Consider the following 19,444-nt stretch of genomic DNA (forward strand, 5'->3'; position numbering starts at 1 on the left):
TCATCCTGGCGCCCCGTCACGCCAGGGCGCCAGGCGCTGCTCTGGGATGGGGAGTGGCTGGAGTGGCAGGGGCGGCGCCATCGACTGGATGACCGCAGCCGCATCCTGCCCGGAGTACTCTGGTTGAGGCTGGTGGCAGAAGAGGGCGCCGAGTGCCACCTCTGGCTCTTCTCCGACGCCCTGGCACCCGAGCATTACCGCGCCCTGGCCCGCGCCATTCATATCGCCGTTCCCCGCTGACCCCATCTTGCCCCCCCAATAAATGACCCCGCCGAAGCGGGGTCATTTATTGGACTGCGGTGGGTTGTTTACTCCCGTTCCGGCGTCAGCACTGTCGGCTTGGGATTCGGCTGCCTGTCCGGGTCGTCCGGGGGCAGGCAGTGCAGTCCGCAGCACGCCTCTGGCCTGTGCCGGATCACTCCCGATCCGGCGTCAGTACCGTCGGCTTGGGGTTCGGCTGCATGTCCGGGTAGTCGAGGTTATAGTGCAGTCCGCGGGACTCCTTGCGCTCCAGAGCACAGTTGACGATGAGCTCGGCCACCTGCAACAGGTTGCGCAGCTCCAGCAGGTTGTTGGAGACCCGGAAGTTCGCATAGTACTCCTGCACCTCCTGCTTGAGCAGGTCGATGCGGCGCTTGGCCCGGGCCAGGCGCTTGTTGGTGCGCACTATCCCCACGTAATCCCACATCATCAGCCGCAGCTCGTGCCAATTGTGCTGGATCACCACCTGCTCGTCCGAGTCATCCACCTGGCTCTCGTCCCAGGCGGGTAGGCTCGGCGGCTCCACGCTGGTGGGCAGCTTGGCCAGGATGTCGGCCCCCGCCTGATGGGCGTAGACCACGCACTCCAGCAGGGAGTTGGACGCCATGCGGTTGGCACCGTGCAGCCCGGTGTAGGTCACCTCGCCGATGGCGTAGAGACCCGGGATGTCGGTCTGGCCGTTGTTGTCGATCATCACGCCGCCACAGGTGTAGTGCGCTGCCGGCACTATGGGCATGGCCTCCTTGGTGATGTCGATGCCGACCGCAAGGCAGCGCTCGTGGATGGTCGGGAAGTGCTTGATGATGAAATCCGCCGGCTTGTGGCTGATATCCAGATACATGCAGTCGGCGCCGAGCCGCTTCATCTCGTGGTCGATGGCGCGGGCGACGATGTCCCGCGGCGCCAGTTCGGCCCGCTCGTCGAAGTCCGGCATAAAGCGGCTGCCGTCGGGACGGCGCAGATAGGCTCCCTCGCCACGGAGGGCTTCGGTCAGCAGGAAGTTGGGATCATCGGGGTGGAACAGGCTGGTGGGGTGGAACTGGTTGAACTCCAGGTTCGCCACCCGGCAGCCGGCGCGCCACGCCATGGCGATGCCGTCCCCCGAGCTCACGTCCGGGTTGGAGGTGTATTGGTACACCTTGGAGGCGCCGCCGGTGGCCAGTGCCACGAAACGGGCGCGGATCACCTCGACCTGCTCGACGTTGCGGTTCCAGACATAGGCGCCGAGCACCCTGTTGCCCGGCAGGTCCAGCTTGCGGGTGGTGATGAGGTCGACCGCGTTGAAGCGCTCCATCAGGCGGATGTTGGGGTGGGCGCGGACCTGATCGATCAGGGTGAGCTGCACCGCCTTGCCGGTGGCGTCCGCCGCGTGGAAGATGCGGCGATGGCTGTGACCCCCTTCCCGGGTCAGGTGATAGTGGGATTCCCCCTCGGCATCCTCTTCCTGATCGAAGGGCACGCCCTGCTGGATCAGCCACTGGATGGAGTCGCGGGCGTTGCGGGCGGTGAACTCCACCACGGCCGGGTCACACAACCCGGCGCCGGCGTTGAGCGTGTCGCTCACATGGGATTCGATGCTGTCGGTCTCGTCGAACACGGCAGCGATGCCTCCTTGCGCATAGAGAGTGGCCCCCTCACTGATGGGCCCCTTGCTCAGAACCAGGACTTTGGCCTGGTCTGCCAATCGCAACGCGAGGGACAGACCGGCGGCACCGCTGCCAATGATCAGTACGTCGCAAAGGTATTCAACACTTGCTTTCATAAGTATCATTGGCCTGGATTAAGAACTGGCCCCATGGTAGCCCAAGGGGGGTTGTGATGCAGCCCGCATCACATTTTTTTCAATGCAAGCGAACTTTCTCTGATTCCTCCTGTCTGAACTTGTGCGCTTAGAAGGGGCCGGAAAAGAAGAACGATAACCTGATGGGGGTTTTACGGCTCTGATGAGCGACCAGAATCTACTGGACGAACAGCTGGTTGAACGGGTCCAGCGTGGCGATAAAAATGCATTCAACCTGTTGGTAAGAAAATACCAGCATAAGGTGGTCAACCTGGTGGCCAGGTATGTCAACAATCCGGGCGATGTGCCGGATGTGGCGCAGGAGGCCTTTATCAAGGCTTACCGTGCGTTGCCGACATTCCGTGGCGAGAGCGCGTTTTACACCTGGTTGTATCGGATCGCCGTCAACACGGCCAAAAATTACCTGACCTCACAGGGGCGCAGACCGCCCAGCAGTGATGTCGAAGCGGACGAGGCTGAATATTATGGTGGTGGTGAAGCCCTGCAAGAAGTGGCCACCCCGGAAAACCTGGCGCTGACCGACGAGATCAAGCGCACTGTGTTTGCCGCCATAGAAGCCTTGCCAGAAGACTTGAGAACAGCGATCACCCTTCGTGAAATGGAAGGGCTGAGCTACGAAGAGATTGCGGAGATCATGGATTGCCCTGTGGGTACGGTGAGATCCCGTATCTTTCGGGCGAGGGAAGCAATCGATAAAAAGCTGCAACCTCTGATCGAGAATTAAACTGGGGAAAGACAGGCAAACTTATGGCAAATAAAGAGCAACTTTCAGCCCTGATGGATGGTGACCTCAGCGACATGGAGGTTCTGAACGAGCTGGGAACGGATCCCGCTCTGCAAGATACCTGGGCTCGTTACCATCTGATCGGTGATGCCATGCGGGGAGACCTGCCGGTCAATCTGCAACTGGATCTCAGTGACAGCATCATGCTGGCACTGGAAGACGAACCCGTCATACTGGCGCCCAAGCCGGTGCAACCCGTTGCCCCCCAGGTGAAGCCTGCAGGCAAGGTGATACCTCTGGTCCGTCGCTTTGGTCAGCAGATGGGGCAGTATGCCATTGCGGCCTCCGTGGCTGCCGCCGTCATCTTCGGGGTGCAGCAGTATCAGGGCAACGACGGCATGCCGGCCAACCCTGTGCTCAACACCATACCGGTCGGTGGCAGTGCGACGCCAGTGAGCGTGCACTATCCCCAGGAGGGCAACCGTGCCACTCCTCGCCAGCAAGGCTTGAACGAGCAACAGATGCAGGAGCAGCGCGAGCGTATCAACGCCTTCCTGCGAGACCATCAATTGCAACAGCGTCTGCTGCAAGACAAGCAGATTCAGGAATAACGCATCTTTAGGGATCAGACCGTGCGCCAGTCCAGCCTCATTCTGCTGGCCTCTCTCCTGCTGATTTGTGCCAAGGCCTCGGCCGACAATCTGTGGGCCGAGGCCTTGTTGCAGCAGATGCAGAGTGCCGTTTCGCAACAAAATTTTGAGTTGTCCATGGTCAAGGCCCGTCAGGGACGCCTAGAGCCCATTCGCTTCAGCCACGGGGTGATCGATGGCAAGGAGGTCGCTCATCTGAGTTATCTCGACGGCAAGGCGGTGGAGTATCTGCAACGCCAGAATGAATACACCTTCTTCGAAAACACCCACGAACCCTACACCCTCAAGGGGGCGCGTTTCCCGGGCGTCTGGTCGAGCCTGGTGAAGATGCCGCTGCCCCGGGTGCTGGAGAGCTATGATCCCGTGCTGGCCGGTCGCAGCCGGGTGGCCGGCCTGGTGGCCCAGGTCGTGAGACTGGTGCCCAAGGAGGCTGACAAGTACGGTTTTGTGCTCTGGGTCGATGAGCAGAGCCACCTGCTGCTGCGGGTGGACATGGTGGACAAGGAGGGCAACCTGGTCGAGCAGGTGCTTGGGGTGGATCTGGACAGGCAGCCGGCGCCCGCGCCCTGGCTTGTCACCCTGGCCCGCAGCAAGCTGCCCGATGCGCTGGCATTGGAAGACGCCTATCCCGCCCCCCAGCAGACCCTGAACTGGCACCTGACCTGGCTGCCGGGTGGATTCAAGGTGCTCTCTCAGGACAGGCACCAACTGGTCAGCACCAGCCTGCCGGTGGACTACATGATGCTGTCGGACGGCGTGGTGGATCTCTCCGTCTACGTCTCCCGGGTCGATCCCAAGCAGGCGGTGCGCCAGCAGTTGATCCGCCAGGGGGCCACCTCGCTGGTGAGCTTCGTCAACGAGGTCGGGGTGGAGATCACCGTGGTCGGGGAAGTCCCCACCGAGACGGCCAAGCGCATCGCCGAGTCGGTGCAGCCGCTGGCTCGCAACGAGGCGGTTCAGTGAGGCGGCATGCTGCCACTTGCCGAACCGGGGCGAGCGTGCTGAGATCGGGTAAATCCATAGCCGTTCGTCTGGAGTCATCCTGTGAGTAACATGAGCGAAGAGCTGGCAACAGTGGTGGCCGTCGAGGGGGCTTTTGCCTGGGTGGAGTGCGAACGGCGCTCCGCCTGCAGCGGCTGCCATCAGCAGTCCAACTGCGGTACCGGCACCGTCGCCAAGGCCTTTCCCCTGAAGTCGCAGCGACTGCGGGTGGCGCTGACCGGCGAGGTCATGGTCGGTCAGCAGATCAGGCTCGGCATTCCCCAGGCGAGCATCCTGCGCGGCGCGGCCCTGGTCTATGTGCTGCCGCTGTTCTGCCTGCTGCTCGGCGCCCTGCTTGGTCAGCTCTGGCTGGCGCCGCTGCTGTCGGCGGGGGAGGGGGTGACCATCCTCAGTTGCCTGCTCGGCGGCACCATCGGATTTTTACTGGTTCGTTACTTTTCTGCCCGGCTCGAGCAAGGGGAATATGGTCCCCGCATGCTCGGCGTGGTACTCAATACCCGCCACCTCTCCTGAGCGGTGCTACCCTTTTCTGGCTCCGTCGCCGCCGTTTTGGTGCCGAGGGCCCGCCAGACAAGGCGCTATTTCTGGTGCCCGCCGACTAAAGATTGGCCGTCGACCGGGTTATCCAGTAAAATCCTGCCCTCATATCCGACCCTAACTTAATTTTGAGTGATTCTTGCTCGATGAAACACATTCGTAACTTTTCGATTATTGCGCACATCGACCACGGTAAATCGACCCTGTCGGACCGTCTGATCCAGACTTGTGGCGGCCTGTCCGACCGCGAGATGCAGGCTCAGGTGCTTGACTCCATGGATCTGGAGCGCGAGCGCGGCATTACCATCAAAGCACAGAGTGTGACCCTGAACTACCAGGCACAAGACGGTAACACCTATCAGCTGAACTTTATCGACACCCCGGGCCACGTGGATTTCTCCTACGAGGTTTCTCGCTCCCTGGCTGCCTGTGAAGGGGCTCTGCTGGTGGTGGATGCCGGTCAGGGGGTTGAGGCACAGACTCTGGCCAACTGCTACACCGCCATGGAGATGGAGCTGGAAGTGGTGCCCATCCTGAACAAGATCGATCTGCCTGCCGCAGAACCCGAGCGGGTTGCGGAAGAGATCGAGGATATCGTCGGCATAGACGCGGTGGATGCGGTGCGTTGCTCCGCCAAGACCGGTCTGGGTGTCGATCTGGTGCTGGAAGAGATAGTGGCCCGCATCCCGGCACCGGAAGGTGATCCGGATGCCCCGCTGCAGGCGCTGATCATCGACTCCTGGTTCGACTCCTACCTGGGGGTCGTCTCCCTGGTGCGCATCAAGAACGGTTCCCTCAAGAAGAACGACAAGATCAAGGTGATGAGCACCGGTCAGGTGTGGGGCGTGGATCGCATCGGTATCTTCACCCCCAAGCAGGTGGACACCATGGGCCTGGGTTGTGGCGAGGTAGGTTGGGTCGTCTGCGGCATCAAGGACATCCACGGCGCCCCTGTGGGTGATACCCTGACGCAGGCCAAGAACGGTGCCGACAAGGCGCTGGCCGGTTTCAAGAAGGTGAAGCCGCAGGTCTATGCGGGTCTGTTCCCCATCTCCAGCGATGACTACGAGTCGTTCCGTGACGCCCTCGACAAGCTCTCCCTGAACGATGCCTCCCTGTTCTTCGAGCCGGAAAGCTCCACCGCGCTGGGCTTCGGCTTCCGTTGTGGCTTCCTCGGCATGCTGCACATGGAGATCATCCAGGAGCGTCTGGAGCGGGAATACGATCTGGATCTCATCACCACGGCACCGACCGTAGTGTATGAAATCGAGCTGAACAACGGCGAGACCATCCACATCGACAGCCCGGCGGCCATGCCTGCGGTCAACAACATCAAAGAGATGCGCGAACCCATCGCCGAGTGCAACATACTGTTGCCCCAGGAGTACATGGGCAACGTGATCACCCTCTGTATCGAGAAGCGTGGCGTGCAGACCAACATGGTCTATCACGGCAAGCAGGTGGCGCTGACCTACGAGATCCCGATGGCGGAAGTGGTGCTCGATTTCTTCGACCGCCTCAAATCCACCAGTCGCGGCTACGCCTCCCTGGATTACGGCTTCAAGCGTTTCGAAACCTCCGACATGGTCCGTCTGGACATCATGATCAACGGTGAGCGCGTCGATGCCCTGGCCATCATCACCCACAAGGAGAACGCCCAGTATCGCGGTCGCCAGGTGGTGGAGAAGATGCGCGAGCTGATCCCGCGCCAGATGTTCGACATCGCCATCCAGGCGTCCATCGGCAACCAGATCATCGCCCGCAGCACGGTCAAGGCCCTGCGCAAGGACGTGACCGCCAAGTGCTACGGCGGTGACGTGAGCCGGAAGAAGAAGCTGCTGAACAAGCAGAAAGAAGGCAAGAAGCGGATGAAGTCCCTGGGCCGTGTCGACGTGCCGCAAGAGGCCTTCCTCGCCATTCTCCACGTCGGAAAGGATTAATAGATGGCAAGCACCTTTTCCCTGATCCTGGCCATAGTCACTCTGCTGACCGGCATCATCTGGACAGTCGACAAGCTGGTCTGGTCCAAGCAGCGGGCGGCCAAGATTGCGGCCGCCCGTGCCAACGCCGGCTCGAACATCGATGAGAAGACCCTGGCCAAGGTGGCCCCCATGCCGGTCTGGATCGAGCAGACCGGCGGTGTCTTCCCGGTCATCGCGCTGGTGCTGATCCTGCGTTCCTTCATCTTCGAGCCGTTCCAGATCCCGTCTGGTTCCATGATGCCCACCCTGCTGGTGGGCGACTTCATCCTGGTGGAGAAGTTCGCCTACGGCCTGCGTGATCCCGTGACCAACACCAAGTTCCTCGAGACGGGTTCTCCCGAGCGTGGCGACGTGGTGGTGTTCAAGTATCCGCTGGATACCCGGGTGGACTACATCAAGCGGGTGGTCGGCATGCCCGGCGATCGGGTGATCTATCGCAACAAGGAGCTGATGATCCGGCCCAAGTGCGAGGAGCAGGAAGGGAAAACGTGCCCGGGCTTCAAGAAGCTCGACGTCAAGTTCGAGCAACGGGGTGAGTTCAGCCAGATGGGGATCCCGCTGGATCGCTACACCGAACAGTTGGGCACAGTTTCTCACGAGACCCTGCGCAACCCCCTGATGCCGGACCTGGTGGATCGCTACTATCGCCAGCCCGGCACCTACCCGGATGAGTGGGTGGTGCCGGAAGGCCACTATTTCGTGATGGGTGACAACCGCGACAACAGCACCGACAGTCGTTTCTGGGGCTTCGTGCCCGAGCAGAACCTGGTGGGCAAGGCGGTTGCCATCTGGATCAGTTTCGAATTTGAGCGCGAGGAAGGATCCAGCTTGCCAGGCTGGGTGCCGACCGGTGTGCGCTTCAACCGCATTGGCGGAATCAAGTAAATGAATATCAAGATGAACAGACTGCAGTCCCGTCTCGGGCATGTCTTTCAGGATCAAGAGCTGCTGACCCGGGCGCTGACCCATCGCAGCGCCGGTTCCCGTCACAACGAGCGACTGGAATTTCTGGGGGACTCCATCCTGAGTCTGGTGATTGCCGATGACCTCTTCCACCGCTTCCCACAAGCGGCGGAAGGGGATCTCAGCCGGATGCGCGCCACCCTGGTGCGGGAGAAGACGCTGGCCGAGCTCGGTCGGGAGTTTGACCTCGGGGATCACCTGATCCTGGGGCCCGGCGAGCTGAAAAGCGGCGGGTTCCGGCGCGAGTCTATCCTGGCCGACACGGTCGAGGCGGTGATCGGCGCCGTCTATCTGGATACCGATCTGGAGCGGGTGCGGACCCTGTTGCTCGGCTGGTACGCCAGCCGCCTGGACGAGATACGCCCGGGCATAGAGCAGAAGGATCCCAAGACCCGGCTGCAGGAAATTTTGCAGGGAAGCCGCAAATCCCTGCCGACCTACACAGTGACCAACGTCAAGGGCGAAGCCCACAACCAGGAGTTCACCGTCCAGTGTGACGTGGATGGCCTGGATGGTCCGCTGGTCGGGGTCGGCACCAGCCGCCGCAAGGCCGAACAGGCCGCGGCGCAGCAAGCACTGGAAAAACTGTCATGACAGATACGACTTACTGCGGTTTTGTCGCCATCGTGGGCCGCCCCAACGTGGGCAAGTCCACCCTGCTCAACAAGCTGCTTGGCCAGAAGGTCAGCATCACCTCGAAGAAACCCCAGACCACCCGTCACCGGATCCTGGGGATCGACACCGAGGATAACTACCAGACCATCTATGTGGATACCCCGGGTCTGCACATCGAAGAGAAGCGGGCCATCAACCGCCTGATGAACCGCGCCGCCACCAGTTCCCTGGGGGACGTGGCTATGGTGGTGTTCATGGTCGACGGTACCCACTGGACCAAGGACGACGAGATGGTGCTCGGCAAGTTGCGCCACCTCAAGTGCCCTGTGGTGCTGGCGGTCAACAAGATCGACAACGTCAAAGAGAAAGAAGATCTGCTGCCGCACCTGGAGTGGCTGGGCCAGCAGATGAACTTTGCCCACATCCTGCCCATCAGTGCCGAGAAGGGCACCAACGTGGAGAAGATCCGCGAGTGGGCCAAACCGTTGCTGCCGGAGAACGTTCACTTCTTCCCGGAAGACTACGTGACCGACCGTTCGTCCCGCTTCATGGCCTCCGAGATCATCCGCGAGAAGCTGATGCGTTTCACTGGCGAAGAGCTGCCCTACTCGGTGACGGTGGAGATCGAGCGCTTCAAGGTGGAAGAGAATGGCCTCTACCACATCCATGGCCTGATCCTGGTGGAGCGCGATGGCCAGAAGAAGATGGTCATCGGCAACAAGGGCGAGAAGATCAAGACCATAGGTACCGAAGCGCGCCTCGACATGGAACGGCTGTTCCAGAATAAGGTGCACCTGGAGCTGTGGGTCAAGGTCAAGTCCGGCTGGGCCGATGACGAGCGCGCCCTGCGCAGCCTGGGTTATGGTGATGACTGATTGCTGAACCCGGCTTTCGTCATCCACAGTCGGCCCTATCGGGAAACCAGCCAGCTGGTCGAGGTCTTCACCCAGGATAGCGGCCGATTTACCCTGGTGGCTCGCGGTTCCCGCGGGCCGCGCTCCCCTCTGAAGGGGCTGCTGCAACCCTTCACCCTGCTCACCATGAGCTGGCGTGGCAAGGGCGATCTCAAGAACCTCGCCCAGGTCGAATGCCCGGATCACTCTCTGCGACTCGGTGGCGATCGCCTCTTCTACGGCCTCTATCTCAACGAGCTGGTCTACTACCTGCTCGAAGCCCATACCCCCTTCCCCGAGGTGTTCGATGCCTATGCCCGTGCCCTGATGGCGCTGGCGGACGGCGAGACGCCGGAGCTGCCCCTGCGCCGCTTCGAGTTCCTGCTGCTGCAGGCGCTCGGTTATGCGGTGGATTTCGAATATGCCGCCGACGACGACACCCCAATCCAGCCCGATCTGCTCTACGGCTTCGAGCGGGAGCTCGGCTTTGTCGCTTGCGAGCGGGCGCCGGATCCCCGTACCCTGTTCCTCGGCGCCCACCTGCTGGCCTTCGCCGAGGGGCGATTCGATACCCCTCCCTTGCTGCAGGCGGCCAAGCGTTTCAGCCGGCTGGCGCTGCAGCCCTATCTTGGCAAACGCCAGCTCAAGAGCCGGGAGCTGTTTTTAAAGCGTAAAGCCAGCATGCAAGGCTGACACAGATTACAGGCATATGGATATTGGCGCGGAGTGATTCACTGACCGCGCAGTCAACAGATGAAGAGTTTCAAGGAGTCCTCAATGAGTGAAATCTACCTGGGTGTGAACATCGACCATATCGCCACCCTGCGCAATGCCCGCGGCACCCAGTATCCGGATCCTGTCCAGGCCGCCTTCGTGGCCGAGCAGGCCGGTGCCGATGGCATTACGGTTCACCTGCGTGAAGATCGCCGCCACATCACCGACCGCGACGTGGAGATACTGCGCCAGACCATCCAGACCAGGATGAACCTGGAGATGGCGGTGACCGAGGAGATGATCGGCATCGCTTGCCGCATCAAGCCCCAGTTCGTCTGCCTGGTACCGGAGAAGCGCACCGAGGTGACCACTGAGGGCGGCCTGGACGTCGCCGGTCAGCTGGACAAGGTGACCGATGCGGTGACCCGCCTCGCCGCCGTCGGTGCCCAGGTGTCGCTCTTCATCGACGCTGACCCCATCCAGATCGATGCGGCCGCCGAGAGTGGTGCCCCCTTTATCGAGATCCACACCGGCCGCTATGCTGATGCCACCACGGATGCGGAGCGCAACGCCGAGTTCAAGCGCATCGCCGCCGGCGCCTCCTATGCCGCCGGCAAGGGCTTGAAGGTCAATGCCGGCCATGGCCTGCATTACCACAACGTCAAGGCCATCGCCGCCATTCCCGAGCTTTATGAGCTCAACATCGGTCACGCCATCATAGGCCGCGCCGCCTTCGACGGTCTGGCCAAGGCGGTCAGCGACATGCGCCTGCTGATGCAGGAAGCTCGTCAGGGGATCTGATGCCGGTTTGGCTGCATCGCACAGACAAGGGACGCTTCGGCGTCCCTTGTTGTTTTCGGGGGAGGGGGCTCAGCCCGGTTCGGGAAAGTAACGCTCCAGCAGTGCCATCAGGATGGCCTGACACTCGGCGTCCGGTTCGCCGCTGACCAGGGTGGGTCGGAAATGGAGCTGGAAGGCACGCATTGCGGCGCGGCTCTGCTCATCCCAGGCGCCACTCGGCAGGATACCGTAGCCGTAGCGGGCGAGCTGCTGCTGCCATTGCAGCGCATCCCAGGGGATGAGCTGTGCCTGGCGCAGCTCGGCCACCCTGGCCTCGTCTGGCCAGGCGCCGACGCCATGGTGCAGGGCCAGCTCGCGCCAGGGGAAGTGGGGGCCGGGATCCTGCTTGCGTTCGGGGGCTATGTCGCTGTGGGCTAGCACCTGGGTGGGGGGAATGTGGTAGCGATCGACCAGATCCCGGGCGAGGGCGCCGAGGGCGGTGATCTGGGCCAGGGTATAGGGTTGCCAGCGCCGCTGGTGAGCAGGCAGGGCTTCGTCTTCCGTGGGATAACCCAGATTGACTATCTCGATGCCGAGGGAGCTGGCATTGAGCCCGGCATACTGATGCCAGCGGCTGCGACCGGCGTGCCAGGCGCGCTGGCTGTCGGGCACCAGCTGGTAGACGGGGAGCGGCCGCTCGTCGGTGTCGCGGGGGATCAGGTAGTGGGCACTCACCTTGTGCTCGGGTTCGGTCAGCAGGCGCAGGGAGCGGGCGTCGTCCTCGTCGGTGTAGTGGAGGATCAGAAAGGCGATGCGCTCATTCTGGTTGGCGCTGACATGACGGGTGTTTAGCTGATAAGGCGCCGGTTGGCAGGCGCCGAGCCCCAGCAGGCAGAGTGACAGCAGTATGGTGCGGTATCTGCCTTGCCAGGAGGCACTGAAAAGAAGCGCTGGCCAGCGCGGCCTGCCGCCCAGGCGGAATGACGGGGGGCAGGTGCGCTGGCCCATGGCTCAGGCGCGCTGTCTGAGGGTGACGCGCGCGCGCGGGCTCATGGCGCTGTCCTGTACTTGGCGGTGAGACCGATGAGGAAGTTGCGCAGGATCTGATCCCCGCAATCCTGGTAGTGCTTGTGATCCTTGGCGCGGAACAGGGCGCTCAGCTCGGACTTGGAGAGGTTGAAGTTGGCGAGCTTGAGGGTGCCCAGCATGTCCTCTTCCTTGTAGTCGAGGCCGATGCGCAGCTTGCGCAGGATCAGGTTGTTGTTGATCCGGTTCGGGATCACCTGGGGCGGGGCATTTTCCCGCACACCGCGACGCACGGCGATGAAGCCGTCGAGGAACTGGCTCAGGGCCGAGTCCGGGCAGGCGGCATAGCCGGCTTCCTGCTCTTCCCCTTCCGCGGCCTCTTTCAGCAACCAGCTGTGGAGCTGGGCGTGGGTGACAGTCAGGTTGCCCTTGGCAAACATCTCGACCATCTGATCGTTGCTGATGGTGAGGGCGTAGCGCAGGCGGCGCAGAATATCGTTGTTGGTCATGTTGACTCCTGTGGAAACGGCGCGATTTTACCATCTGCGGGCCCCGCAGTCAGAAAAAGCGCCTCACTCGGCCAGGGAGAGGTAGCGAGGGGCCTCCTGCCTCACCTGCTCCAGGGCATCTTGCAGCTCCAGCAGCTCGGGTTCGAGCTCGCTCACGGGCACGCCATCGCGCAGCTGCTGCTCGAGCTGGGAGAGCAGGCGCTGCAGGCCGGGCACCCCCGAGTAGGCACAGCCGCCGTTGAGGCGATGGAGCTGGGCCAGCACCTCGGCATCCTCCACCTCCCCCGCCAGCGCCTCGTCCAGCATGGGTTCCACCTCGTCGAAGCTGGCCAGCAGCATGGTCAGCATCTCTTTGGCGAGATCCTCTTTGCCCGCCGCCTGGCGCACCGCCAGGGTCCAGTCTATCTGCTGATCCCCCTGGTTCTGGTGGCGCCTGTGGGCGAAGTCGGTGATGAGCTGCGCCAGCATGCCCTCGTCGATGGGCTTGGCCAGGTAGTCGTCCATGCCCTGGCGGATCAGCCGCTCCCGCTCGCCCGGGATGGCGTGGGCGGTGACCGCGACTATGGGGGTCTCGGTGTTGAGGGAGTGATGGCGGATCGCCTGGGTGGCGCTGATGCCATCCATGACGGGCATCTGTATATCCATGAAGATGATGTCGAACGGCTGGCTCTGGGCCAGGTTGACCGCCTCCTTGCCGTTCTTGCACACCACCACCTCGGTCACCATCTCCTTGAGCATGGCGGCGATGAGCTTGAGGTTGGCGGCGTTGTCATCCACCGCCAGCACCTTGACGGCCTGTACCCGGTGGGGGGCAGGCGCGGGCAGCGGCGTGCGCCTGGCCGCCTCGGGGGAGAGCAGGGCGTGCAGCAGCTTGCGGTGGTTGATGGGCTTGGAGAGGCAGTGGGCGGCGCCATGGGCCAGCATGGCGTCATAGAGCGCCGGCTCGTGGCTGCTGAGCAGCACTATGGTGTTCTGTTGCCTGCTGAGGCCATCGAGACGGGTGATCACCTGCTGGGGGGTATGCAGTGTGCTGCTGCCGATGATCACCATGTCCTGGCTGCCCATCTCGGGCCAGTCGTCGGCCATGGTCAGGGAGTGCACGTCCAGCTGCCATTCGGCCAGCAGGGCGAGCAGGGAGGCGTGGGTGAAGGGATCCGGCTCCAGCAGCCATACCCGTTTGCCCAGGATGCGATCCAGCGGCAGCCGCTCGGTCTGGGGCAGGGGGGAGACATCCAGCTCCAGATTGAAGGAGAAGACGGAGCCCTTGCCAAGCTCGGACTCGAAACGGATCTGGCCTCCCATCTGCTGCACCAGCTTCTGGGTGATGACCAGGCCAAGCCCGGTGCCACCATAGCGGCGGGAGATGGAGGAGTCGGCCTGATTGAAGGCCTGGAACAGCTGGCGCTGCTGCTCCTCCGAGATGCCGATGCCGGTATCCCGGATGAGGACTCGCAGGCGAACCTTGCTGCCGTTGGGGGCCCCGGTCTGCTCGACGCGCACATCCACGTTGCCCCGCTCGGTGAACTTGATGGCGTTGCCGGTGAGGTTGGTCAGCACCTGTTGCAGGCGCATGGGGTCGCCGGTGAGGTAGTCCGGCACGGCGGCATCCACCTGCAAGGAGAGCTCGAGCTGCTTGTCGTGGGCGCTCGGTCCCAGCAGGTGCATGGTCTCGTTGAGGGTGTCCCGCAGGCTGAAGGGGATGTGCTCCAGCTGCAGCTTGCCCGCCTCCAGCTTGGAGAAGTCGAGGATGTCGTTGATGATCCCGAGCAGGTTGCGCGCCGACTTCTCTATGGTTTGCATGTAGTCGGTCTGGCTCGGGGTCAGGCTGGTCTTGAGCAACTGGCGGGTGAAGCCGATGACCCCGTTGAGCGGGGTGCGCAGCTCGTGGGACATGTTGGCAAGGAACTCGGATTTGACCCGGGCCGCCTCCTGCGCCCGCTTCTTCGCCATGTCGAGCTCGACGTTCTGGATCTCGATCTGTTCGAGCGTCTCTCGCAGATCCGAGGTCGCCTGATCGATGTTCTGCTGCATCTCCTCATGGTATTCGGAGAGCGCCTTGGCCATGGCGTTGATGCCGTTTTTCAGCATGTCCAGCTCGCCGGTGAGCTGGCCGCTGACCCGGGTATCGAGGCGCCCCTCCCTGATCCGGTGCACCGCCTGCACCATGTCGGTGATGGGCTGGGTCACGCTCTTGACCAGGCGAAAGCCGAACAGGGTGCTGATGGCGAGGCCGATGAGCACGATGATCACCGCGAAGAAGGCGTCGCGATACTGCAGGACTATGGCCCTGTCGGTGGCGAGCTGCATGGAGATGTAGCCGATGACCGGCGGCTCCAGATCGCTCGGCAGGGGGAAGCCGTCCAGGCTGGTCTCGGCCTGGATGGGGGTGCGCAATATGATGTCATCGCCGTTGAAGGTGACGCTGGTCAGCGCCGGGATGGCGCTGCCGTCCGGCAGGCGCAGCTGGCTGAAGTCCCTGTGGTAGTTGGAGGTGACGAACAGCTGGTTCTCCTGGGTGAAGACGGCGATGGACTTGATGAAAGGTGAGTTCTTGCGATGGGTCAGCCCGATCAGCCGCTTGAGGGATTCGCGACTGTGCTGGGTCATGCCGTATTCACTGGCGATGGCCAGGGGCTCTATGATGTTGATGCCCTGATCGATCAGGTTGTTTTCCAGCTGATGGTAGCGGTGGAAGGTGAAGTAACCGGCGATCAGGCCGCCGATGATCAGGGTTGGCAATATGGTAAATGCCAGTACACGGGCTCTGAGGCCGTACTTGGTCATGCTGATAAACCGCCGGCAAACATGATGAAGACCATAGCCCCGGGGGCGTGTGGGCGCAGGGGGAGGGCTGGCAATACAGTCGATGTCACCGTACGGGCGCTCAGGCCGTATCCTGTCATATCAATGGGCCACTTATGGTCAGATTGGGCAATGGGGCAGAGGCCGCAGCTCGGGCCCTCAGGCCGCATTTGGTCATACTATTATTCTTGTGGGACAATGGCCTGCTGCAGATTCCACAATCATGACATAGCCACCTATAGGCACCAAGTTTTATGGCCCAGTTTTTCAAGCCCCAAAAGAAATCCACCCAGCCCCAACGTATTGAATTTACGATAGACAGTCTGGACCACCACTGTGTCGGTGTCGGCCGTCATCAGGGCAAGGCCATCTTCGTCGAAGGGGCACTCCCCGGTGAGCTGATCAAGGCTCGCATCGTCGATGACAAGAAGCACTATGCCCACGCCGCCCTGCAACAGATAGTGACCCCGGCGGCCAATCGCATCGATCCCTTCTGCCCCCATTATCGCGAGTGCGGCGGTTGCAGTGCCCAGCACCTCGGCGAAGCGGATCAGCAGGCGGTCAAGGAGGCCGGGCTGGTCAGCCTGTTCGAGCGCCTTGGCAACATCAAGGCACCGGCGCTCGAGCCCGTGCTCAAGGGAGAGTCCCGCAGCTATCGCCGGGTCTGCCGTCTCGCCATCAAGTTTGACAAGAACGGTCGCTGCACCCGGGTGGGGTTCCGCCGCCGTCAATCCAATGACCTGGTGGAGGTGGCGGGCTGCCCCGTGCTGGCCGATCCCCTCTCTGCCCTCATCACTCCCCTGCGCGAGTGCCTCAATCGCTTGAAGAGCCAGCGCGAGCTGGGGCATGCGGAGCTCATCCAGGCCGAGCAGGGCATCATGATGCTGCTGCGTCACACGGGTCGCCCCAACGAGGCGGATCGCGCCCTGCTGCTGGCATTTGCCGAGGCCCAGGGGATAGACCTCTATCTGCAGGCGGCGGATGAGCGCATCGAACCCCTGCGTCAACAATTTCAGCCGAGCTACACCCTCGATGGCCTGTCTCTTGCATTCGCCCCTGGCGACTTCATTCAGGTCAACGGCCCCATCAACCAGAGCATGGTAACCCAGGCGCTGGCGTGGCTGGGGGCGACCAAGGACGACAAGGTGCTGGATCTCTTCTGCGGCATCGGCAACTTCACCCTGCCGCTGGCCCGTCAGGTCCGTGAAGTGGTGGGGGTCGAGGGGGAGCTCGCCATGGTGGCCCGCGCCGAGGAGAACGCCCGCCGCAACGGTATTGGCAACGCCCGTTTCTACAAGGCGGATCTGAGCGGCGACATCGTCGGCATGTCCTGGGCGCGGGAAGGCTTCGATCTGGTGCTACTGGATCCGGCCCGGCCCGGGGCGCTGGAAGTCATGAGCCACGTGGCGGCACTTTCGCCCAAGCGGGTGGTCTATGTTTCCTGTAACCCCGTCACCCTGGCCCGGGACAGCCAGGTGCTGGTGAAGGGGGGTTATCGACTGGCCCGCCTGGGGATGCTGGACATGTTCCCTCACACCGGCCATCTAGAGTCCATGGCGCTGTTTGAACGGGATTGAGCAGGCTGTTTTCAGATTGCCGGTGCTGCGTTTTGTCGGTCTTCCGATGCCGGTAGCGCTGTTTGCGCAGGGGTGATTAGGGTAATCTAGATCTGCAAAAATGGGCCTGATGTGCGAGAGAAACCTGTTGCCGGGATCGGCAACATGCCTTGAAAACTCTCCCGTGCATCCCCATTTGAGGCAGTCATCAGCTGATGAGGGGATGGCAGAAAGCATCGGCTTTCGGCCCCACAATTTTAAGGATTGATACCATGGTTGCGGTGCGCGAAATTCATTTGAAAGACAATTTCACTCTGGAGGAGTGGGTCAGTTCCCTTACCCTGAGTGAAAGCGACAAGAATCAACTGCGAACCGTCTACCAGTACTGTCTGACGCTTGGCGACGAGGCGCTCACCAACCGCCTGCTGGTGCGTGGCGTCGAGATGGTGGGCATACTGCTGATGCTCAGCATGGATCTCGCCACCCTCAAGTCGGCCATTCTCTATCCCTTCGTCGAAGCCGGCCTCATCAAACAGGAAAAGGTGAACGAGGACTTCGGTCCCAAGATCGCCAAGCTGGTGGAAGGGGTGCTGGAGATGGAGGCCATCCGCTCCCTGCAGACCCTGCACCGCAGCGAGACCTCCCCGGAGCAGGTGGACAACGTGCGCCGCATGTTGCTCGCTATGGTCGAGGATGTGCGCGCCGTCGTCATCAAACTGGCGGAGCGGATCGCCTGCCTGCGAGAGGCCAAGCTGGCGGATGAGGAGACCCGGGTGCTGATGGCCCAGGAGATCACCAACATCTATGCGCCCCTCGCCAACCGCCTCGGCATAGGTCAGCTCAAGTGGGAGCTCGAAGATCTCGCCTTCCGTTACCTGCACCCGGATACCTACAAGCAGATCGCCAAGCAACTCGACGAAAAACGACTCGATCGGGAACGCTACATCCGCGAGTTCGTGCAGTCCCTGCGTGATGCACTGGCGGAGGCCGGGGTCGAGGCCGAAGTCTACGGCCGCCCGAAACACATCTACAGCATCTGGCGCAAGATGCAGAAGAAGCACCTCGAATTCAACGAGCTGTTCGACGTGCGCGCGGTGCGGGTGATCACCAAGCGGCTGCAGGATTGCTATGCGGCGCTCGGCATAGTCCATACCCATTTCCACCACATTCCCCGCGAGTTTGACGACTATGTCGCCAACCCCAAGCCCAACGGCTACCAGTCCATCCACACAGTGGTGGTGGGGGAGGAGGGGAAGACGGTGGAGATCCAGATCCGCACCGAGCAGATGCATCAGGATGCCGAACTCGGCGTCGCGGCCCACTGGCGCTACAAGGAAGGGGCCCAGGCCGCCGCCAAGACCAGCACCTTCGAAGACAAGATCGAGTGGCTGCGCAAGCTCCTTGCCTGGCAGGAGGATCTCTCCGAGAGCGGCTCCCTGCTGGACGATCTGCGCAGTCAGGTGTTCGAGGACAGGGTCTATGTGTTCACCCCCAAGGGGGACGTCATCGACCTGCCGGCGGGGGCCACCCCGCTCGATTTCGCCTATCACGTCCACAGCATGATCGGCCACCGCTGCATCGGGACCAAGGTGGATGGCCGCATAGTGCCCTTTACCTACACGCTGCAGACCGGCGATCAGGTGGAGGTGATCACCCAGAAGGAGCCGAACCCGAGCCGCGACTGGATGAACCCCAATGCGGGCTTCCTGCGCTCCAGCCGGGCGCGGGCCAAGGTGGCGACCTGGTTCAGAAAGCTGGATCGGGACAAGAACATCGCCGCCGGCAAGGAGCTGCTGGAGAAGGAGCTGGACAGGCACAACCTGACGCTCTCCAAGGTGGACAAGGTGGTGCTGGAGCGCTTCCATGCGGAGGAACTGGAGGACCTGCTGGCTGGGATCGGCAGCGGCGACATCCGCATCAACCAGCTGCTGAACTACCTCGACACCCGTTACAACAAGCCGACGGCGGAGGAAGAAGACCGCCGCCTGCTGGAGAAGCTGGAGCAGAAGGCCAATGCGCCCTTCCGCCCCAAGGCCAAGGATCACATCGTGGTGGAAGGGGTCGGCAATCTGATGACCCACATTGCCCGCTGCTGCCAGCCCATCCCGGGGGACTCCATCCAGGGCTTCATCACCATGGGTCGCGGCGTCTCCATCCACCGGGAAGATTGCGAGCAGCTGAAAGAGCTCTCTCGCCGCAACCCGGAGCGACTGATCGACGCGGTCTGGGGGGAGAACTACTCCGGCGGCTATGGTCTCACCATCCGCATCCTCTCCAACGACAGATCCGGCCTGCTGCGGGACATCACGACCGTACTGGCCAACGAGAAGATCAACGTCATGGGGGTGCGCTCGCGCTCCAACGTGCGCGAGCAGACTGCCGAGATCGACATGGAACTGGAGATCTACAACATCAACGCCTTCAACCGGGCCTTGGCCAAGCTCAGCCAGCTCAACGATGTGATCAGCGCCAAGCGCCTCTGATACCCGATAAATAGTGACCGGCCCCCGTGGCCGGTCCTGTTTTAACTCTTTGAACGAAGTGAAGCGACCCTCTCATGTCCCAAGGTGACGACCTGCCCCAGTTGTCCGACATGAGATTGACCGGCTGCGTGGCCTGATGCTAGGTA

At 62.2% G+C, this 19,444-nt stretch carries 17 protein-coding genes; 13 read left to right on the top strand and 4 right to left on the bottom strand.

The genetic code is table 11. The annotated features are described in order from the left end of the window. Positions 1-240: protein YgfX (locus AAHB08_RS16830; protein WP_342059571.1), on the top strand; the 240-nt coding region annotated here is incomplete at its 5' end. 175 nt (positions 241-415) lie between these two features. Here AAHB08_RS16830 and nadB read toward each other — a convergent pair. After that, the gene (nadB, locus tag AAHB08_RS16835; RefSeq protein WP_319916433.1) at positions 416-2,023 is read right to left on the bottom strand and encodes an L-aspartate oxidase; all 1,608 of its coding nucleotides are present in this window, start codon (positions 2,021-2,023) and stop codon (positions 416-418) included. Positions 2,024-2,204: 181 nt separating this feature from the next. Between nadB and rpoE the strand changes: the two genes are divergently transcribed. From rpoE to pdxJ, 10 genes are all read left to right on the top strand, one after another. Then, the gene (gene rpoE, locus AAHB08_RS16840; protein WP_005332791.1) at positions 2,205-2,786 is read left to right on the top strand and encodes an RNA polymerase sigma factor RpoE; all 582 of its coding nucleotides are present in this window, start codon (positions 2,205-2,207) and stop codon (positions 2,784-2,786) included. A gap of 23 nt (positions 2,787-2,809) precedes the next feature. Beyond that, positions 2,810-3,397, top strand: coding sequence for an RseA family anti-sigma factor (locus tag AAHB08_RS16845; protein ID WP_041204349.1), 588 nt, complete (start codon positions 2,810-2,812; stop codon positions 3,395-3,397). Between the two features lie 21 nt (positions 3,398-3,418). Continuing rightward, positions 3,419-4,399 (top strand): MucB/RseB C-terminal domain-containing protein, encoded by a 981-nt coding sequence (locus AAHB08_RS16850; RefSeq protein WP_342059572.1) that lies wholly within the window; start codon positions 3,419-3,421, stop codon positions 4,397-4,399. 90 nt (positions 4,400-4,489) lie between these two features. After that, the gene (locus AAHB08_RS16855; protein ID WP_342059620.1) at positions 4,490-4,951 is read left to right on the top strand and encodes a SoxR reducing system RseC family protein; all 462 of its coding nucleotides are present in this window, start codon (positions 4,490-4,492) and stop codon (positions 4,949-4,951) included. Between the two features lie 170 nt (positions 4,952-5,121). After that, positions 5,122-6,915, top strand: a complete 1,794-nt coding sequence (gene lepA, locus AAHB08_RS16860) for a translation elongation factor 4 (protein WP_139434016.1) — start codon at positions 5,122-5,124, stop codon at positions 6,913-6,915. A gap of 3 nt (positions 6,916-6,918) precedes the next feature. After that, positions 6,919-7,842: a signal peptidase I gene (gene lepB, locus AAHB08_RS16865; RefSeq protein WP_139434017.1), complete on the top strand. Its 924-nt coding sequence runs from the start codon at positions 6,919-6,921 to the stop codon at positions 7,840-7,842. After that, complete coding sequence (gene rnc, locus AAHB08_RS16870) at positions 7,843-8,514, top strand: ribonuclease III (protein WP_218410120.1); 672 nt, start codon at positions 7,843-7,845, stop codon at positions 8,512-8,514. After that, the gene (era, locus tag AAHB08_RS16875) at positions 8,511-9,410 is read left to right on the top strand and encodes a GTPase Era (RefSeq protein ID WP_043128418.1); all 900 of its coding nucleotides are present in this window, start codon (positions 8,511-8,513) and stop codon (positions 9,408-9,410) included. The genes rnc and era overlap by 4 nt, the downstream gene beginning before the upstream one ends. Beyond that, positions 9,411-10,121: a DNA repair protein RecO gene (recO, locus tag AAHB08_RS16880; RefSeq protein WP_005332779.1), complete on the top strand. Its 711-nt coding sequence runs from the start codon at positions 9,411-9,413 to the stop codon at positions 10,119-10,121. It abuts the gene before it with no gap. Between the two features lie 84 nt (positions 10,122-10,205). After that, positions 10,206-10,943, top strand: a complete 738-nt coding sequence (pdxJ, locus tag AAHB08_RS16885) for a pyridoxine 5'-phosphate synthase (RefSeq protein ID WP_041205039.1) — start codon at positions 10,206-10,208, stop codon at positions 10,941-10,943. A gap of 69 nt (positions 10,944-11,012) precedes the next feature. On the opposite strand, the gene AAHB08_RS16890 is transcribed toward pdxJ, so the two are convergent. From AAHB08_RS16890 to barA, 3 genes are all read right to left on the bottom strand, one after another. After that, positions 11,013-11,930, bottom strand: coding sequence for an N-acetylmuramoyl-L-alanine amidase (locus AAHB08_RS16890; RefSeq protein ID WP_342059573.1), 918 nt, complete (start codon positions 11,928-11,930; stop codon positions 11,013-11,015). A gap of 41 nt (positions 11,931-11,971) precedes the next feature. Next, positions 11,972-12,457 carry a DUF1456 family protein gene (locus AAHB08_RS16895; RefSeq protein WP_139434022.1) on the bottom strand — a complete coding sequence of 162 codons (486 nt, stop codon included), beginning with the start codon at positions 12,455-12,457 and terminating at the stop codon, positions 11,972-11,974. Positions 12,458-12,520: 63 nt separating this feature from the next. Continuing rightward, on the bottom strand, positions 12,521-15,241 hold the full coding sequence (gene barA / locus AAHB08_RS16900) for a two-component sensor histidine kinase BarA (protein ID WP_342059574.1): 2,721 nt from the start codon (positions 15,239-15,241) through the stop codon (positions 12,521-12,523). 272 nt (positions 15,242-15,513) lie between these two features. On the opposite strand from barA, the gene rlmD reads away from it, so the two are divergent. Together rlmD and relA are read left to right on the top strand one after the other, a co-directional pair. After that, on the top strand, positions 15,514-16,836 hold the full coding sequence (gene rlmD / locus AAHB08_RS16905) for a 23S rRNA (uracil(1939)-C(5))-methyltransferase RlmD (protein ID WP_342059575.1): 1,323 nt from the start codon (positions 15,514-15,516) through the stop codon (positions 16,834-16,836). A gap of 251 nt (positions 16,837-17,087) precedes the next feature. Further along, positions 17,088-19,298, top strand: coding sequence for a GTP diphosphokinase (gene relA / locus AAHB08_RS16910; protein WP_005332770.1), 2,211 nt, complete (start codon positions 17,088-17,090; stop codon positions 19,296-19,298). Positions 19,299-19,444 lie beyond the last annotated feature (146 nt).

Source organism: Aeromonas sp. OTU364 (genome assembly GCF_038440395.1).
Classification (GTDB): domain Bacteria; phylum Pseudomonadota; class Gammaproteobacteria; order Enterobacterales; family Aeromonadaceae; genus Aeromonas.

What these genes read in the sequence shown, in the direction of transcription:
- nadB (WP_319916433.1), bottom strand. Translation starts at nt 2,023, where the DNA reads ATGAAAGCAAGTGTTGAATACCTTTGCGACGTACTGATCATTGGCAGC.
- rpoE (WP_005332791.1), top strand. Translation starts at nt 2,205, where the DNA reads ATGAGCGACCAGAATCTACTGGACGAACAGCTGGTTGAACGGGTCCAG.
- AAHB08_RS16845 (WP_041204349.1), top strand. Translation starts at nt 2,810, where the DNA reads ATGGCAAATAAAGAGCAACTTTCAGCCCTGATGGATGGTGACCTCAGC.
- AAHB08_RS16855 (WP_342059620.1), top strand. Translation starts at nt 4,490, where the DNA reads ATGAGCGAAGAGCTGGCAACAGTGGTGGCCGTCGAGGGGGCTTTTGCC.
- lepA (WP_139434016.1), top strand. Translation starts at nt 5,122, where the DNA reads ATGAAACACATTCGTAACTTTTCGATTATTGCGCACATCGACCACGGT.
- lepB (WP_139434017.1), top strand. Translation starts at nt 6,919, where the DNA reads ATGGCAAGCACCTTTTCCCTGATCCTGGCCATAGTCACTCTGCTGACC.
- rnc (WP_218410120.1), top strand. Translation starts at nt 7,843, where the DNA reads ATGAATATCAAGATGAACAGACTGCAGTCCCGTCTCGGGCATGTCTTT.
- era (WP_043128418.1), top strand. Translation starts at nt 8,511, where the DNA reads ATGACAGATACGACTTACTGCGGTTTTGTCGCCATCGTGGGCCGCCCC.
- pdxJ (WP_041205039.1), top strand. Translation starts at nt 10,206, where the DNA reads ATGAGTGAAATCTACCTGGGTGTGAACATCGACCATATCGCCACCCTG.
- AAHB08_RS16890 (WP_342059573.1), bottom strand. Translation starts at nt 11,930, where the DNA reads ATGGGCCAGCGCACCTGCCCCCCGTCATTCCGCCTGGGCGGCAGGCCG.
- AAHB08_RS16895 (WP_139434022.1), bottom strand. Translation starts at nt 12,457, where the DNA reads ATGACCAACAACGATATTCTGCGCCGCCTGCGCTACGCCCTCACCATC.
- barA (WP_342059574.1), bottom strand. Translation starts at nt 15,241, where the DNA reads ATGACCAAGTACGGCCTCAGAGCCCGTGTACTGGCATTTACCATATTG.
- rlmD (WP_342059575.1), top strand. Translation starts at nt 15,514, where the DNA reads ATGGCCCAGTTTTTCAAGCCCCAAAAGAAATCCACCCAGCCCCAACGT.
- relA (WP_005332770.1), top strand. Translation starts at nt 17,088, where the DNA reads ATGGTTGCGGTGCGCGAAATTCATTTGAAAGACAATTTCACTCTGGAG.